Source organism: Maribacter sp. (genome assembly GCF_016744255.1).
Taxonomy (GTDB): Bacteria; Bacteroidota; Bacteroidia; order Flavobacteriales; family Flavobacteriaceae; genus Maribacter_B.
In genome coordinates this window covers 1-16,220 of the sequence record NZ_JADGES010000020.1, presented here as the reverse complement: position 1 = coordinate 16,220, position 16,220 = coordinate 1, and the positions used below count along the sequence as shown (strand labels likewise).

Annotated in this window: 15 protein-coding genes; 6 read left to right on the top strand and 9 right to left on the bottom strand. The window is 33.5% G+C overall.

Features of this window, described 5'->3' with window-relative positions; genetic code table 11:
- Nucleotides 1-17: 17 nt before the first annotated feature.
- The 9 genes from QZZ51_RS05470 to QZZ51_RS05430 form a co-directional block, all read right to left on the bottom strand.
- Entirely contained in the window at nucleotides 18-1,559 is a 1,542-nt protein-coding gene (locus QZZ51_RS05470; RefSeq protein WP_291867049.1) for an acyl-CoA carboxylase subunit beta, read from the bottom strand.
- Nucleotides 1,560-1,589: 30 nt separating this feature from the next.
- Nucleotides 1,590-3,062: an acetyl-CoA carboxylase biotin carboxylase subunit gene (locus QZZ51_RS05465; RefSeq protein WP_291867047.1), complete on the bottom strand. Its 1,473-nt coding sequence runs from the start codon at nucleotides 3,060-3,062 to the stop codon at nucleotides 1,590-1,592.
- Between the two features lie 9 nt (nucleotides 3,063-3,071).
- Nucleotides 3,072-3,551 (bottom strand): acetyl-CoA carboxylase biotin carboxyl carrier protein subunit, encoded by a 480-nt coding sequence (locus QZZ51_RS05460; protein ID WP_291867044.1) that lies wholly within the window; start codon nucleotides 3,549-3,551, stop codon nucleotides 3,072-3,074.
- Nucleotides 3,552-3,669: 118 nt separating this feature from the next.
- Nucleotides 3,670-4,707 (bottom strand): N-acetylmuramoyl-L-alanine amidase, encoded by a 1,038-nt coding sequence (locus QZZ51_RS05455; RefSeq protein ID WP_291867041.1) that lies wholly within the window; start codon nucleotides 4,705-4,707, stop codon nucleotides 3,670-3,672.
- 115 nt (nucleotides 4,708-4,822) lie between these two features.
- Nucleotides 4,823-6,085, bottom strand: a complete 1,263-nt coding sequence (locus QZZ51_RS05450; RefSeq protein ID WP_291867039.1) for an outer membrane protein assembly factor — start codon at nucleotides 6,083-6,085, stop codon at nucleotides 4,823-4,825.
- A 3-nt stretch (nucleotides 6,086-6,088) separates the two neighbouring features.
- On the bottom strand, nucleotides 6,089-6,817 hold the full coding sequence (locus QZZ51_RS05445) for a hypothetical protein (protein ID WP_291867037.1): 729 nt from the start codon (nucleotides 6,815-6,817) through the stop codon (nucleotides 6,089-6,091).
- 1 nt (nucleotide 6,818) lies between these two features.
- Nucleotides 6,819-7,820, bottom strand: a complete 1,002-nt coding sequence (locus tag QZZ51_RS05440) for a glycoside hydrolase TIM-barrel-like domain-containing protein (RefSeq protein WP_291867034.1) — start codon at nucleotides 7,818-7,820, stop codon at nucleotides 6,819-6,821.
- 33 nt (nucleotides 7,821-7,853) lie between these two features.
- A complete protein-coding gene (locus QZZ51_RS05435; RefSeq protein ID WP_291867031.1) occupies nucleotides 7,854-8,789 on the bottom strand; it encodes a hypothetical protein in 936 nt (311 codons plus the stop codon).
- A 25-nt stretch (nucleotides 8,790-8,814) separates the two neighbouring features.
- Nucleotides 8,815-9,528, bottom strand: a complete 714-nt coding sequence (locus tag QZZ51_RS05430; RefSeq protein WP_291867028.1) for a DUF547 domain-containing protein — start codon at nucleotides 9,526-9,528, stop codon at nucleotides 8,815-8,817.
- 268 nt (nucleotides 9,529-9,796) lie between these two features.
- Between QZZ51_RS05430 and QZZ51_RS05425 the strand changes: the two genes are divergently transcribed.
- Genes QZZ51_RS05425 through QZZ51_RS05400 form a run of 6 tightly spaced genes read left to right on the top strand, consistent with a single transcriptional unit; the run spans nucleotide 9,797 to nucleotide 16,072 of the window.
- Entirely contained in the window at nucleotides 9,797-11,155 is a 1,359-nt protein-coding gene (locus QZZ51_RS05425) for an FAD/NAD(P)-binding oxidoreductase (RefSeq protein WP_291867026.1), read from the top strand.
- A 2-nt stretch (nucleotides 11,156-11,157) separates the two neighbouring features.
- A complete protein-coding gene (locus QZZ51_RS05420) occupies nucleotides 11,158-12,747 on the top strand; it encodes a 4Fe-4S dicluster domain-containing protein (protein ID WP_291866988.1) in 1,590 nt (529 codons plus the stop codon).
- Between the two features lie 7 nt (nucleotides 12,748-12,754).
- Nucleotides 12,755-13,240: a hypothetical protein gene (locus tag QZZ51_RS05415; protein ID WP_291866985.1), complete on the top strand. Its 486-nt coding sequence runs from the start codon at nucleotides 12,755-12,757 to the stop codon at nucleotides 13,238-13,240.
- Nucleotides 13,240-13,929, top strand: a complete 690-nt coding sequence (locus tag QZZ51_RS05410) for a glycosyltransferase family 2 protein (protein ID WP_291866984.1) — start codon at nucleotides 13,240-13,242, stop codon at nucleotides 13,927-13,929. Before QZZ51_RS05415 ends, QZZ51_RS05410 begins: the two co-directional genes overlap by 1 nt.
- Nucleotide 13,930: 1 nt before the next feature.
- Entirely contained in the window at nucleotides 13,931-15,415 is a 1,485-nt protein-coding gene (locus QZZ51_RS05405) for a cellulose synthase family protein (protein WP_291866982.1), read from the top strand.
- 51 nt (nucleotides 15,416-15,466) lie between these two features.
- Nucleotides 15,467-16,072: an alpha-ketoglutarate-dependent dioxygenase AlkB gene (locus QZZ51_RS05400; RefSeq protein WP_291866979.1), complete on the top strand. Its 606-nt coding sequence runs from the start codon at nucleotides 15,467-15,469 to the stop codon at nucleotides 16,070-16,072.
- Nucleotides 16,073-16,220: the final 148 nt, after the last annotated feature.

The window sequence follows — 16,220 nt, the reverse complement described above, 5'->3', positions numbered from 1 at the left end:
TAATACTACTTTCTCGTTTAGAGCGGAATATTTCCGTGTTTTTTCTTAGGAAGGGTTACACTTTTGTTTTCGAACATAGCAAATGCCTTTATCAATTTTATTCTAGTATCTTTTGGTACTATTACCTCGTCTATAAAACCTCTTTCTGCTGCACTGTAAGGGTTTGCAAATTTATCTGCATACTCTTGCTCTTTTTCTATCAGTTTAGCCTCAGAATCCTTCGCAGACGCAATTTCTTTTCTAAAAATAATTTCACTAGCTCCTTTAGCTCCCATCACTGCAATTTCTGCTCCCGGCCAAGCATAATTCATATCCGAACCAATATGTTTTGAATTCATAACATCATAAGCACCACCATAAGCTTTCCTTGTAATAACGGTAATTTTTGGCACTGTAGCCTCACTTAAAGCAAATAACAACTTAGCTCCATTAGTGATAATACCATTCCATTCTTGGTCTGTTCCAGGTAGAAATCCTGGTACATCTACTAAAACCAATAAAGGAATATTAAAACAATCGCAGAAACGCGTAAATCTGGCTGCTTTTTTAGAAGCATTCACATCTAGAACCCCAGCTAAACTTATAGGTTGGTTTGCAACAATACCAATACTTCTTCCTGCTAATCTAGCAAAACCAACGACAATATTTTCGGCATAATCTTTATGTATTTCAAAGAAAGAGTTTTCATCAATAACACCATTTATTACATGGCGCATATCATAAGGTTGATTGGGGTTTTCAGGAACTATATTCTCTAATTCCTCTCTAATTTCTTCTCCTAATTTATAAGGCAATTGCGCAGGAATATCTTCACAATTTTGTGGCATATAACTAACCAATTGCTTTATCTGATTAATACATGCAATATCGTTAGCTGCGGTTAAATGTGTTACTCCAGATTTTGTAGCATGTGCGCTTGCTCCTCCCAATTCTTCGGAAGTTACTTCTTCATTAGTTACCGTTTTTACAACATTTGGTCCTGTTACAAACATGTAACTAGAGTTCTCTACCATTAAAGTAAAATCTGTCATTGCGGGAGAATATACTGCTCCACCAGCACATGGCCCCATTATAGCAGAAATCTGTGGAATTACCCCAGATGCCATCACGTTTTTATGAAAAATATCGGCATAACCTCCTAAAGACCGTACTCCTTCCTGAATACGAGCTCCTCCACTATCATTAAGCCCTATCAATGGCACTCCAACGCGCATTGCAAGGTCCATTATTTTACATATTTTCTCTGCGTGGGTTTCGGATAAAGAACCTCCAAAAACAGTAAAATCTTGAGCAAAAACATATACTTTTCTCTCCTTAATTGTACCGTAACCTGTAACTACACCATCTCCATAGAAAATTTGTTTTTCCATACCAAAATCTTTGGTTCGGTGGGTTACTAAAGCCCCTAATTCCTCAAAAGAACCTTCATCTAATAAAAAATGAATACGCTCCCTTGCCGTTAACTTTCCTTTTGCGTGTTGCTTCTTTATACGTTCTTCGCCTCCTCCTAATTTAGCAGCCTCTAGTTTATCTCTAAGAATTTTTTGTTTGTCTGTCATTGTATACTTTTTGATACGCCTGGTGTTAAACTAGTCTCTATTTTTTTTCCAATTAGAAGATCCATTTTTTGGCACTTTTACCTCCTTAAGATTATCTAAGTACAATCTTAAACCAACCTCAGCAGCTACTTCTTTCTCCATAGCAAACTCTTTGATTAAGTATTCTGGATTGTAATAGTCTTTTACAAAGTGCGTATCAAAATTTCCGGACTGAAAAGCCTCATGTTCACAAACAAACTTCCCAAAAGGCAAGGTGGTAGAAACCCCTTCTATTTTGTAATTATTAATAGCTTTAATCATTAACTGTATGGCCTCTGTTCTATTTTTACCATAGGTAATTAATTTAGAAAGCATTGGGTCATAATAAATAGGAATTGGCATTCCTTGTTCAAACCCATCATCTACGCGTACGCCATCACCTTCAGGTCTTATATAGGTAGACAACGTTCCTATGCTGGGCAAAAAATTATCTAAAGGGTCTTCTGCATAAACTCTAACTTCTAATGCATGCCCTTTAATAGATAATTGATCTTGAGTAAATTCTAACAACTCTCCTCTAGCTATTTTTATTTGTTGTTCTACTAAATCTAATCCTGTGATAAATTCCGTTACTGGATGTTCTACTTGCAATCGAGTATTCATCTCTAAAAAATAAAAATTCTTATCTCCATCTAACAAAAATTCTACTGTTCCAGCACCAACATAATCGCAGGCTTTCGCTACTTTTATTGCAGCTTCCCCCATAGCTTTTCTAATCTCTGGAGTCAATACAACCGAGGGCGCCTCTTCTACTACTTTTTGATGCCTACGTTGTATGCTACATTCTCTTTCAAACAGGTGTACAACATGACCAAACGTATCTGCTAATATTTGAATTTCAATATGCCTTGGAGAGGTAACGTATTTTTCAATAAAAACAGACCCGTCTCCAAAAGCTGCAACGGCCTCACTAATTGCTCTTTCCATTTGCTCTGGAAGCTCTTCTAAAGATTCTACGACACGCATACCTTTACCTCCACCGCCTGCAGACGCCTTAATTAAAATAGGAAAGCCAATTTCTTGTGCTATTTTTTCTGCAACACTAACATCTGTAATAGCTTCTTCAATACCTGGTACCATGGGAATATTATAGCCTTTAACTGCTTCTTTTGCTGCTAACTTATTTCCCATAACTTTAATGGAGTGCGGCTTAGGGCCTATAAAAGTGATGCCATTATCTGCAACCATTTTGGCAAATACCGCATTCTCACTCAAAAAACCATAACCAGGATGAATTCCTTCTGCTCCCGTTTTTTTTGCGGCCTCAATAATCTTATCCATAACCAAATAAGATTCGGAAGAAGGAGCCTTTCCTAAAAGGACTGCTTCATCTGCAAATGTAACATGAGGTGCGTTACGATCCACATCTGAATATACTGCCACTGTTTTTATTCCCATTTTTTGGGCCGTTTTCATAATTCTTAGAGCTATCTCTCCTCTATTGGCTATTAGTATCTTTTTCATGCTTTTCCTTTATTCCACCTCAATTATTATTTGACCCTTTTCAACGGTGTCATCCTTACCTATTGCAATGGATTTTACGATACCTTCTCCATGCGAAAGGATAATATTTTCCATTTTCATAGCTGATAAAACCAATATGGGTGTACCTTCTTCTATTTGCTGACCAACCTCTACCATAACATCTATAATAAGCCCTGGCATCGGTGCTTTTATATTATTCAGCTTTTGTAAATTATTCGACAGTAAGCCCATTTGTTTTACCATTTGATCATACTCATCTTCTATTTTTACATCGTAATTATTCCCATTAATAGAAATAGTTACTTCTTTTGTTAAATAATTAGCCTTTACCAACTCCACGTTATAGGCCTTATTATCTTTAAGTAAATGAAACTTCTTCTCGTTTACCTTATTTATATCTAAGGTATCTACAAGTGTATCGTTACGTTTAAACTCCTGCTTATCCACAGTAATTAAATAATTTGCCATATTCTTAAAATTTATGCAAAGGATACTTGTTCATTCAAAATTAGCCAACAATGTTTCCTAATTTTGAATGAAATCCTATTTTACTAGAAATATAATACTATTCTTTCTAAAAAAGATTTTATTTTTTTGTGAAATCTAGAATAGCGCCTTCGCTAATCCATTTGGCAAGGGCTTGCCTATTCTCTGGCTCCAAAATTCTTTTTTGGTCTTTCTTATTTTTAATATTTCCTATTTCTATATAGGTCATAGCAGGATGCGTTTTACGCACCAAATACAACTCCGTTCTATCTGAAAAAGTTCCAGAATACGCTCTGTTGGGTTGGTATTTTTTATACTTTTTTTGAAAAGTAGTATGAATATTTTCTGCTATTTTTTTTCCATTCTTACTTTTTTCATGATGATAAAAGAAAACATCTATATTTTGACCCTTACTTCTACTATCTATATGTGTTACTATTAAACGTTGGTATTTACCTCGATGTTTTTTGTATAATTTATTAACAATATCTACGCGTTGTTTTAATCTAGCAACCTGGTTTAATGGAATAACCTCATCTGGATAAGCTACTTCATCATGATCAATTTTTAAATAACGATCATCACGAATACCATCATTCTTGTCTCTTATAATAATATAAACCAATGCGCCATGAGAGATTAGCTCTCTTGCCAGCCTTAATGTTATATCGTAAGCATATTCGTCCTCTGAAATAGATTTACCAGCATAAGTACCCATTGCTCCTGGGTCTGGACCACCATGACCAGAAACCAAATAATAGACGGCATTTTTAAGTTTAGTACTCTTTGCAGGTATTTTACTGTATTTTTTTCCAAAAATAGCATACCCTTTTCCTTTGTTTAATACGGTATTTTCTACTACATCTTCATCTGAAGCTACTTCCTTTAGTTCTGCAGGAATCTTATAGGTACGGCCTTCATACAAATGTATACTATCGCGCATATTGCCAATATTTAAAGAAACAAAGGCTTCATAAGCTTCATAAGGGTTTACTCCTTTTTTACGTAAAAGAGCATAAACACCCTCTCCTTTTTCTGCAACAGCAACATCTAAAGTGTCTTGCGCTGTAGCTGCAAAAGAAAAACTTAGCAATAAAGTAAGCATGCTGCCTACGAAAAATGGTTTTAAAATGGACATATTAAAATTGAATTCAAAAATGATGCCTACTATTAAAAATAGACATTTCAAATTTATATAACTATTACGTACTCTAAAAAAGGAATTAAAAAAGAAACTAACTATGTTTTAAACATTAGAAATATTGACCAATTCCAAAAACAAGCCCTCGAGAAGAATCTGGGGTTACTCCGTAACCATAATCTATTCTAAATATAGCATTGAATATTTTTTTATGCATAAATCGTAGGCCAACTCCTGGATATATACGAACATTCTGGCTATCACTAAAATCTCCTAAATCTCCACCAGGGTTTCGCCAAGAACCTCCATCTATAAAAATATTGCTTTGCAAAACAAACCAGTCTTTATCTACTAAAGTATGCCTATACTCTGTGTTAATTATAATTGCTGCGGTCCCACGGTCTATCGTATTACCAACCCCTCTTATATTTATATTATTATCTACGGTAAAAGGAGCAAAAGGTGTTTCTATATTTGTTGCTAACCCTAGGCGAACTCTACTTGCCCAATTTCCCTTTTTTCCTATTCTTTTATAGAACGCAAAATCATTAAAGCCAATTAAAAATTCTGGTAAATTAGTATCCGTGCTTCCTACGTATTGAAAATTAAGATTACTCCTAGAACCCGATAAGTACTGGTAATGATAATCAATATTATCATAATTGTAAATAAACTTCCACAAGTGCTTATCTACATTCAAAGCCAATGGCACCTCTGCCTTTTGAGCACCAGAAATATAATTATAATCCTCTGTAAATGTACTGTAACCAAACTCTACTCTGTTTTTAAAATTTATTTGATATAAACCCAAAACTTCTACTCCTTTGTTATTGTATTGATAATCTGCATTTGTATTATCAAAAAATACGGGCTCCTGAGTAGTAAGGTCTTTATAATTTACTGCTAAACCCAATTTAGGACTAAATAGATAGGGAGTTCTAATATTAACTCCATAAGAATTAAAAATATCATATTGATAAAATCCTCCTAAGGTTACGCCTCTGCCTAGAAAGTTAAATTCTTGTAGACCTACTCTAAAAGCAAAAGCATCATTAGAGGAACTAAAAAGATTGGCAAAAGGAATTAAAGTAAAATTTTCTTCTATCTCATAAACAACCATATAACTTGCTCCCAAATTATTTGTTACTAAAAAATTAGCATTGGCGACAAAAGGCAGCCTTTTTAGGTGCTCTACATCCGAAACTAAAATGGTAGAATCTAACTGGGTTCCGGACTGTAGTTTTATTAATTTTTTAATAAAAGAAACTTTTGTTTTTTTAGCTCCTTTTATTCTTATCTCTGTAACAATATTCGTCTGAGCATACCCGTTTACAGAAACAAATAGTACAAGTAAAAAAAAGTATATTTTTTGCATAATTTAAAATTGCAGAACAAAAGGTTTTATGGAAAATAAATTTACCCAATTATCTTCACTAACACCCATTAAATTAAATGTGTAATTTGTATCTTTTTGTAACTCTGGTGGAACTCCTGTAGTTACATTTAACACTACATTGTCTAAATTATAATACGTAAACATCGTATCATAAGTATAGGTTCCTGATATTAAATTACTCTGCGAATTAGCTACAACCTGAAAATATATTTTTGAATCTGTATAAGTACCATCTTGCCATGTAAAAACTGGCATCTGTGTATTTGTTTGTATTTCAATATTCTCTGGAGAATATTCTGTAGCCTTACTTAAATGTTTTAAACGAATAGGATTAGACAAATGTGTTTTCCCGGCTTCCTCAAAAGTTACAATAACCCATTTTTCGTTTTCAAATTGCCCATCGAATTTCATTAAATATCCATTAAAAACTTCTGAAAGAGGTAGATTTAGTTTGGTGTAATTTCTAAAATCATCTTTATCCGTATTGGCAGTTTCCGTAGTATAACATTGTATATTTGTAGCTCCTTCCCTTGGGTACAAATAGATACTTACCGTTTCTGAGTTTTCATTACTTGCGGCACATGCAATTACATTATCTACTACAAATTCTTTTCTTTTTATATACTGCTCCAAAGTGCCTTCTACAAGCTCTAAATCATTAGAGCAACTAAAAAATAAGCCTATCAGAACAAAGAAAAAAGTGTTTTTCATCTTAGTATATTTTATAAAATTTTTTTATAACTTCTTGCGCGGGTTTGTTTTGGGGCGTAAATCTATTATCATTCTGTCCTCCTACATTTTCATGATTTAAAAACCATTTCCAAACATACCCACCAGCAAACCATTCTTCTTGCCAAAATTCTAAAAATATAGCCTCCTTTGCATTGGCTTGCGCTATTAAATTAACTGCTTCATTGGTACGATCTACCAGCCATGGTTTTTTAGCAGTATAATCCATACTCCTATACCCAAACTCCGTAAAAATTACTGGTTTACTAGTGGTGTTGGATAAAGATTTTATTTTTCTTTTCCAAGGCTGCCATCCTATTTTTAGTTCTTCTAGTGTTGGGGTTTTAGATTCCGACAATGGAAAATAAGCATCTATCCCTATAAAATCTAATTGACTCCAAAAAGCTACTTTAGGATATTCATCCCAATTAGCAGCATATGTTAATTGGCCCTTATACACCTTTCTAATCTTCGTAATTAGTTGTTCCCAATATGCTGGCCTAAGATTTACAAATTTCTCTAACTCTGTGCCTATACATAGCAGCTCCACTTTTGTTTCTTCTGCCAATTGTGCATAGGTAATAATAAACTTTTCGTATGACTTTTCTAAAGTAACCCAGTCTTCTTCCGAATTCATTTTTAGGGTTCCTGTAAATTTGCCACGCCAAATCCAAATTTGTGGTTTTAGCATTACCTTAATTTTATTCTTATGTAAAAGTTCTACATACTGCTTTGCTCCCTTTTTGGTTTCACCAAACCATTGCCGGTCTGTATTAAAAATAATTTCAGGAGAGCTTATATTCCGAATAAAACCAAAGGGCATTATCGCTGCATGGTTTGCATTAATGTATTTTACATTATCTATATGTTCTTGCGTCGCTTCTTCCCTAGATGCGACAAAACTTACGCCATTAATTTTTGTAGCCTTTTGGCTAGAACAAGAAAACTGCAATAGAAATAAAAAAAGGAGTCCTAGTTTTTTCATTTAAAGAGAGTTAAGACTTCTAAAGTAAGTTATTTATAATATTGCTCTAAGGCCTAAACTAAATGTTTGTCCCAAACCTTGAAAATTATGTCCTCTAACAAATTTATTGTACGATAACTCTAAATTCAATGCGTTAGTAAGTTGATACTTTCCTCCAAAACCTAAAGCAGTATAATCTTGAGAAAAATTATTATTATCATTCCCAGGATTATCATAACCAATGAAAAAAGACTGTTGCGTATTTACAAAAACAGTAGACTTCGTTGATGGAAAATAGCTAAGAAAAACACTTACAGGCACAGACAAGCTATTATTAGCAAAACGTTCTCCTTCATTTACTTCATCTGCATCCGCATCTTGTCTACTTTCTCCAAAATTAAACCCTAAATCTGCTTCTGTAAATACTTGCCAATCTCCTCTTCCAAAAGTTTTATCATAAAAGAATTTTGTTTCCCAAAAAATACTTCTTTTATCTAAATATGGCGCATTAGGCACATCTTTAAAAATAGGTAAAAACAAAGAACTTGTAAAAGAAAAATTAGATACATTTTTAAATGGTTGCACCCTTATAGATGGTGCTATTGTTGTAAAACCACTTCTCGCATCTAATTCATTATCTTTAAAACTAAATACATCTAAAGCGTCAGCACCAGAATATGTATTTGCTCTAACCTGAAATATTAACCCTATATTAATTCGAGAATTATCGCTTAATCCTGTATAAATTTCTGTTGTATTCGTAAAAAAGCTTTCTCTATTAATATCCACAGATTTACTTCCGCCATCTGTCCGCTTTGTCTGTGTGTATAATCCATTAAAAAACTTTATATCCCACTGGCCTTTACTCAAAAGTTTAGAAGGTGTAAATTCTTGCACATTACTTTTCTCCTGACTATCTTCTTGGGCAAAATTGATGCTAGTAACTAAAAGAACAGCGACTGCAATACTATATTTTTTAACTAATTTCATTTTATATTTTTTAGGTTGCTATTTTTTATTTTAAATCGTTCAATGCCCAGTCGTAAGGGTAATAAGAAACTTTAGCTTTTATTGGTAATTTTTCTTTCTTGTATTGATTTATATAATCTACTAAAGATCCATTTTTTGTAAAATCTCCTTTATACCATTCGAATATCTGAGAAATCTTTACCCTATTTTTATGTACCTGAATAAACTTAGTATTGTTTAATGCTGTTTTTGTTTGCGTTTGTAACTGCTTCTCTAATATACTTGGCCTATACGCTTTACTAATTATCGGTGGGCATCCAAGACCTGCACAAACCAAAACAAAATGAAAACGAGGTTCGTTTGGAAAATTACCTCTCAATAATTTATTCTCAATATCGTTAAGGGTTATATTTTCACCTCCTATACTATGCTTTACTTTATCAAAAAAACCTGCTTTATCTAATGGCGACTTTATAGGGTAATTGGCTACTATACTTTTAATAACAGTTAAATTATATCCGTTTATCCAAAAAGATTGGTATTCTTTAGCATTACTCTTTACTACTACCATTTCTTGAGACATTTGTAATAAAGCGTCTAATTCCGCTCTATTTTTTTTAATATCAGCGTATGCTACTTTTCCTTCTTTTACGTGTTTGCCAAAAAAAGCATCTGCCTTATTGAAAAATATATCTGTGTTCTGAGCAATACCTAAATGACCAAAAAAACTAAATAATGCTACGATTACTATTTTTTTCATTCTATTTTTTTAAATGTTAGTTTTTTAAAGAAAAACACACCCTTAAGTTGCCCTAAAAGAACACTGTTCATTGTGTTTTTTTCATTTTAAGTGCAAATTACTTTATGCTCTGTCGTCCTTATTTTTAAAACATAACAAAACCCTTCCTATTCTTTCTGGTATCAAAGGAACTTTAAAAGTCCCACATAGTTATCTCAAAAATATATTTCAAAATATCGTTAAGTTTTTATGTTTAACTTCGACAGACACCTAACAACCAATCAATTTTATGGAACATATAGTCATTATAGGTAATGGAATTTCTGGGGTAACCGCAGCCCGCCATATTAGAAAATTATCCGACAAAAGAATTACCATTATATCCGCAGAGACTGATTATTTTTTCTCTAGAACTGCACTTATGTATGTTTATATGGGCCATATGAAATTTGAACATACCCAGCCTTATGAAAACTGGTTTTGGAAAAAAAATAGAATCGATTTGGTTAAAGGCTATGTAAATTCTATTGACCATAAAAACCAGATTCTAAAAATTAAAAATAGTACGGATATATCTTATGATAAACTAGTTATTGCTACAGGATCTAAACCTAATAAATTTGGTTGGCCAGGACAAGATTTAGATCATGTACAAGGACTATATTCTAAACAAGACTTAGATGCATTAGAAAAAAATGCTCCGAATAAAACCGTTTGTAAAAGAGCCGTAATTGTAGGTGGCGGTTTAATTGGAATAGAAATGGCCGAAATGCTAAGAAGTAGAGATATTCCAGTAACTTTTTTAGTCCGAGAAAGTAGCTTTTGGAATGGGGTTCTTCCTAAAGGAGAATCGCAATTAATTAATGAGCATATATTAGAACACCACATAGATTTACAATTAGAGACAAGTTTAATAGAAATTTTAGCTGATGAAAACGGTAAAGCAAGAGCGGTAACTACGGATAAAGGAGATACTATTGAATGCGATATTGTGGGGCTTACAGCTGGTGTTTCTCCTAATATTAATTTTTTAAAAGACTCTGGAATAGAACTAGGAAGAGGCGTCAAAGTAAATAGAATGTTAGAAACTAATATCCCTAATATTTACGCTATAGGAGATTGCGCGGAACAGCACAAAGGAATTGGCTATCGTAGACCTATTGAAGCAGTTTGGTATACCGGAAGAATGATGGGAGAAACCCTTGCACAAACTATATGTGGCAATCCTACAGAATACAAACCTGGGCACTGGTTTAATTCTGCCAAATTTTTAGATTTAGAATACCAGACCTATGGTTGGGTTTTTAGTGAACGTGGTAGAAAAGAATACGAACAACATTTCTACTGGAGACATACTACGGAAAAAATATGTGTAACCATCGCTTTTCATAAAGACACCAAAGCATTTCTTGGCATTAATACGTTTGGTATTCGTATGCGCCATGCTATTTTTGACCGTTGGCTCACCGAAAATCGCAGTATAGAATACGTAATGGAATATCTTAAAGATGCCAATTTTGACCCTGAATTTTTTGCGCTATACGAACAAGAAATTATAACACACTTCAACAAAGAATTTGGTGCAGACATTTCTCCAAAGAAAAAAAGTTGGAAAAGAATTTTTACAATACCTAAAGCCAGAGCATAATTATGAAAGCAATACAAAACATTGGAATTGCCGTCTTTTTAGTTGGCTTAGGAATATTTACCGCACTTCCCTTTTTAGGGAATTTTAAGCTCAATCAAAAAACATTTGATGACATAATTACCAATCAAGGTATAAAAAGCGAAATCTTCGTTGCAGACTTGCAACGGAAATTGGTTGGGAAAGATTTTGACGGCATTACCTCTTTAGCACCTATAATAAAAGGCGCAATTGATACCGCGAATGAAATACATATTAAAAATAAAGAATGGAGTAAAAAAATATATACCAGCAGCGATGATTTGGCTACTTCTATCCGTAAAAAATCTGGTTATGGGTTCGTTCCAGAAAACAAGGGATTAATGTGGCTACTTACCTTTGGATTGGGTGTTATTGGAGCTCTTCTATTTATAGTTCCACAAGTTATTACTTTAGGTGAAAAAGGAATAAAAAACGACCATATTTACCAGCAAAATTCCACTAATAAAGGCTCGATTGCCTGGCTTGTTTTCATTTTTTTAGTCAGCTTTTATCTTGTTCTATATTTTAAATCTGAATATACTGTAAACTGGACATACTTGGTTGACCCTATTAGTGAAAGCCTAAGTGGAAACCCCGCTGGTCATTGGTTTGTATATGGTTTTATGTATTGTATAGTAATGACCGTTATGGCTATTCGTATGTACATTAAATACCGTCACAATATGTATCAAGTAGTACGTACTACCTCCGTGCTATTTTTTCAAATTGTATTCGCTTTTCTAATTCCAGAGATAATGGTACGTCTACAATTATCCTATTCTAAAGGGTATGATTTTAAAAATGCATTTCCTTTAGATTACGATTTCTTTTTTAATTGGAACTTAAAAGAACTCATAAATGGAGGAGGCCTAGGTTTGTTTATTTTGGTTTGGGGTATTCTATTAACCGTAGTTATTGTTCCCGTGATGGTTTATTTCTTTGGAAAAAGATGGTATTGCTCTTGGGTTTGCGGTTGTGGTGGACTTGCGGAAACTTTAGGAGACCCTTATCGCCAACACTCCAGTAAATCTTTATTTTCTTGGAAAATAGAACGTTGGTTAATTCATGGGGTATTGCTTTTTGCCCTAGTAATGACCGGTTTTACACTTTATGGTTTTTTTACTGAAACAGGTACAGTGTTAGGCATAAAAGTACAGAGTATTATGAATACTTATAGCTTTTTAATAGGCGCTATCTTCGCAGGAGTTATCGGCACAGGATTCTACCCCATTTTTGGTAACAGAGTATGGTGTAGGTTTGGTTGTCCTTTAGCTGCCTATTTAGGCTTTGTACAACGTTTTAAATCTCGTTTTAGAATTACCACCAATGGAGGGCAATGTATTTCTTGTGGAAACTGCTCTACGTATTGCGAACAAGGTATCGATGTTAGAGCCTATGCACAAAAAGGAGAAAATATAGTCCGATCTAGTTGCGTTGGCTGTGGTGTTTGTTCTGCGGTTTGTCCTCGTGGTGTACTAAAATTAGAAAACGGCCCTACCGAAGGGCGAATTAATCCTACCGAAGTATTATTAGGTAACGATGTTAACTTAATGGAATTAGTAAACAAAAAATAAAAGTACCATGATTTTTAAAGTCCCTATAATGGCCATACTATGTCTTTTTCTAAATTATAATGAAAAAGAAGACCCCAGGTATCACAAGGAATTTTACGAAAATGGAAAAACCAAAGGAGAAGGCTGGTTATTAAATAATACAAAAACAGGGTATTGGAAATTTTATCATAAAAACGGCACCCTTTCTGAACAAGGCCATTACAAAGATGATAAAAGAGAAAACTATTGGTATTTTTACAGTAAATATAATGTGAGGGTTAGAGAAGGTAATTACGATGACGGGCAGATGATAAATTGGTGGCTTTTTTATAACAAAAAAGGAACTATTGCTCATAAATGCCAACTTAAATACGGCAAAAAAAATGGCTATTGCCTAAAGTATGAAAATGAAAAAATTACCGCTGCTGTGCAATATATTAATGGAAAAAGAATAAAAGAATGGGCCACTTTTTCTAGTTTTAAAAAAGAAAATAAATTATCTGATTTACATTAATGACCAACATAAAAGTTATTATTCCCGCTTTTAATGAAGCAGATTCTATTGCCCATGTAATTAATGAGATTCCCAAGGAAGTCTCCGAAATTATTGTAGTAAATAATAATTCTACAGATGAAACTGTATTAAATGCAGAAAAATCAGGAGCAACGGTGCTTACGGAACCTAAAATGGGCTATGGATACGCCTGTTTAACTGGGTTAGAGTATGTAAGTAAACAATCTGAAAACCCTGATATTATCGTATTTATAGATGGCGACTATTCGGATTACCCTGAAGAACTCACTAAACTGGTGCAACCGATACTAGATAAAAAGGTAGATTTTGTAATTGGCTCCCGTGTAAAAGAGCTTAGAGAAGAAGGTAGTATGACCCCTCAGCAAATTTTCGGTAATTGGTTAGCTACTAGTTTAATGAAAGTACTTTTCGGAGCAACATTTACAGATTTAGGACCATTTAGAGCCATACAATATGATAAATTATTGTCTCTACAAATGGAAGATACTACCTATGGATGGACGGTTGAAATGCAACTAAAAGCATTAAAACAAAAGCTAGCATATACCGAAGTTCCAGTGCGTTACAAAAAAAGAATTGGCATCTCAAAAGTATCAGGAACAGTAAAAGGTAGTATATTTGCAGGCATTAAAATATTAAGTTGGATATTTAAATATAGCATCAAATAAAATGGGACTTACAATTGCTTACATTATTATTGCCATTTACAGCATTGCCTTGGTGTTGATATTTTTCTACAGTTTGGCTCAGCTTAATCTACTAATCAACTATTTAGGCTATAAAAAGCAAAACAAAACAGCTCCAAAATTTAACCTATTAGACCCAAAAGAAATTCCTTTTGTAACCATACAACTTCCCGTTTATAACGAGGAATATGTAATGGATCGGCTTTTAGAAAATATCGCAAAATTAGAATACCCTCATAGTAAATTAGAAATTCAGGTGTTAGACGATTCTACAGATGAAACTGTTATAGAGACGGCAAAACACGTTAAAAAATTACAGGCTACTGGCCTAGATATAAAGCATATTTGTAGAACCAACAGACAAGGTTTTAAAGCTGGTGCTTTAAAAGAAGGTCTTGAGGTAGCAAAAGGAGATTTTATAGCCATTTTTGATGCTGATTTTTTACCCGATAGCGATTGGCTTAAGAAAACAGTTATCTATTTTAAAGATGAAGAAATTGGCGTTGTACAAACACGTTGGGGACATATTAATAGAGACTACTCTACTCTAACACGTATACAAGCCTTCGCTTTAGATGCACATTTTACTTTAGAACAAGTAGGCCGTAATGCCAAAGGGCATTTTATAAATTTTAATGGTACTGCCGGTATTTGGCGTAAAAAATGTATTCTAGATGCTGGAAATTGGGAAGGTGACACATTAACCGAAGATCTAGATTTAAGCTATAGAGCACAATTAAAAAACTGGAAGTTTAAATATTTAGAAGACGTAGAAACCCCTGCCGAGTTACCTGTTGTTATTAGCGCTGCTCGCTCACAACAATTTCGATGGAATAAAGGTGGAGCAGAGAACTTTAGAAAAACAGTAGTGAGCGTTGTTACTTCTAAAAATATTCCTTTTAAAACTAAATTTCATGGTGTAATGCACCTACTTAATAGTTCTATGTTCCTTTGTGTATTTATAGTTGCTTTATTAAGTATCCCTATGCTTTACATTAAAAACATGTATGGCCATTTAGGTTGGATTTTTGAAGTAACAAGTTTTTTCATTGTAAGTACCATTATACTTTTTGTTTGTTATTGGTTTACTTATAAAAGTATACAAGGCAGTAGTTTCGACAATTTTATAGATTATATAAAACTATTTTTTACCTTTTTCTCTGTTGCTCTTGGTTTTTCTTTGCACAACTCTATAGCTGTTTTAGAAGGGCATATGGGGAAAAGAAGCGAGTTTGTTAGAACCCCAAAATTTAACCTTAATAACCTTACAGATAGTTGGAAAGGCAATAAATACCTAACCAAGAAACTATCTCCTAATATGATATTAGAAGCGGCGCTTATGATTTATTTCCTTTTTGGAATGTATAGCGCTATACCATTAAATGATTTTGGACTATTTCCTTTTCATTTTATGTTATTCTTAGGTTTTGGGTATGTATTCTTTAAATCGCTTACAGCAAGAGCTTAAGATATTCCTAAAAGGCCCTTTAAATTATTATCTTAGTGTAAACTATTAAAGATGGATTTATTTAATCAGGATGCCACTCCTAATATTTTACCTTTTGATGGAGAAGTAATTTATTATGGTACCGTATTACCTCTTACTAAATGTCTATCTTATTTCGACTCCCTCTACAATACAATAGAATGGAAGCCAGATGAAGCCGTACTTTTTGGAAAACGAATTTTTACCAAGCGTAAAGTTGCTTGGTATGCCGCCAAATCGTTTGAGTACTCCTATTCTAACAGTACAAAAAATTCTTTACCTTGGACTAAAGAGCTTTTAGAACTAAAAGGCTTAGTCGAGAATAAAACAGATGAAACTTATAATTCTTGCCTATTAAACCTTTACCATAATGGAGAAGAAGGTATGGCGTGGCATAGCGATGGTGAAAAAGATTTAAAACAAAATGGAGCTATAGCATCACTCAGTTTTGGAGCTGAAAGAAAATTTCTATTCAAACATAAAGACACCAAACAAACCATTAGTATAGTTCTAGAAAAAGGTAGTCTATTAGTAATGAAAGGTACAACACAAAAACATTGGTTACACCGATTACCACCGACCAAAAAAGTACATAGCCCACGAATTAATCTTACTTTTAGAACTATCGAAGTTTCTTAATTATATTTATCTTGGCTACTACATTACCTTTTTATAAAACATAAATTTAATCAATAGCGTCCTAAACGCTTAAAAAAGAGAAAGGGAGTTTTGTTCCTCAAAGTTACCTTTGTGGTGCAACACAAAAAGCACCTTTCTCAGATGATAA

Coding starts and splice junctions, on each gene's coding strand:
- QZZ51_RS05455 (WP_291867041.1), bottom strand. CDS start 4,707: ATGTCCATTTTAAAACCATTTTTCGTAGGCAGCATGCTTACTTTATTG.
- QZZ51_RS05470 (WP_291867049.1), bottom strand. CDS start 1,559: ATGACAGACAAACAAAAAATTCTTAGAGATAAACTAGAGGCTGCTAAA.
- QZZ51_RS05415 (WP_291866985.1), top strand. CDS start 12,755: ATGATTTTTAAAGTCCCTATAATGGCCATACTATGTCTTTTTCTAAAT.
- QZZ51_RS05435 (WP_291867031.1), bottom strand. CDS start 8,789: ATGAAATTAGTTAAAAAATATAGTATTGCAGTCGCTGTTCTTTTAGTT.
- QZZ51_RS05440 (WP_291867034.1), bottom strand. CDS start 7,820: ATGAAAAAACTAGGACTCCTTTTTTTATTTCTATTGCAGTTTTCTTGT.
- QZZ51_RS05420 (WP_291866988.1), top strand. CDS start 11,158: ATGAAAGCAATACAAAACATTGGAATTGCCGTCTTTTTAGTTGGCTTA.
- QZZ51_RS05450 (WP_291867039.1), bottom strand. CDS start 6,085: ATGCAAAAAATATACTTTTTTTTACTTGTACTATTTGTTTCTGTAAAC.
- QZZ51_RS05445 (WP_291867037.1), bottom strand. CDS start 6,817: ATGAAAAACACTTTTTTCTTTGTTCTGATAGGCTTATTTTTTAGTTGC.
- QZZ51_RS05460 (WP_291867044.1), bottom strand. CDS start 3,551: ATGGCAAATTATTTAATTACTGTGGATAAGCAGGAGTTTAAACGTAAC.
- QZZ51_RS05425 (WP_291867026.1), top strand. CDS start 9,797: ATGGAACATATAGTCATTATAGGTAATGGAATTTCTGGGGTAACCGCA.
- QZZ51_RS05400 (WP_291866979.1), top strand. CDS start 15,467: ATGGATTTATTTAATCAGGATGCCACTCCTAATATTTTACCTTTTGAT.
- QZZ51_RS05405 (WP_291866982.1), top strand. CDS start 13,931: ATGGGACTTACAATTGCTTACATTATTATTGCCATTTACAGCATTGCC.
- QZZ51_RS05410 (WP_291866984.1), top strand. CDS start 13,240: ATGACCAACATAAAAGTTATTATTCCCGCTTTTAATGAAGCAGATTCT.
- QZZ51_RS05465 (WP_291867047.1), bottom strand. CDS start 3,062: ATGAAAAAGATACTAATAGCCAATAGAGGAGAGATAGCTCTAAGAATT.
- QZZ51_RS05430 (WP_291867028.1), bottom strand. CDS start 9,528: ATGAAAAAAATAGTAATCGTAGCATTATTTAGTTTTTTTGGTCATTTA.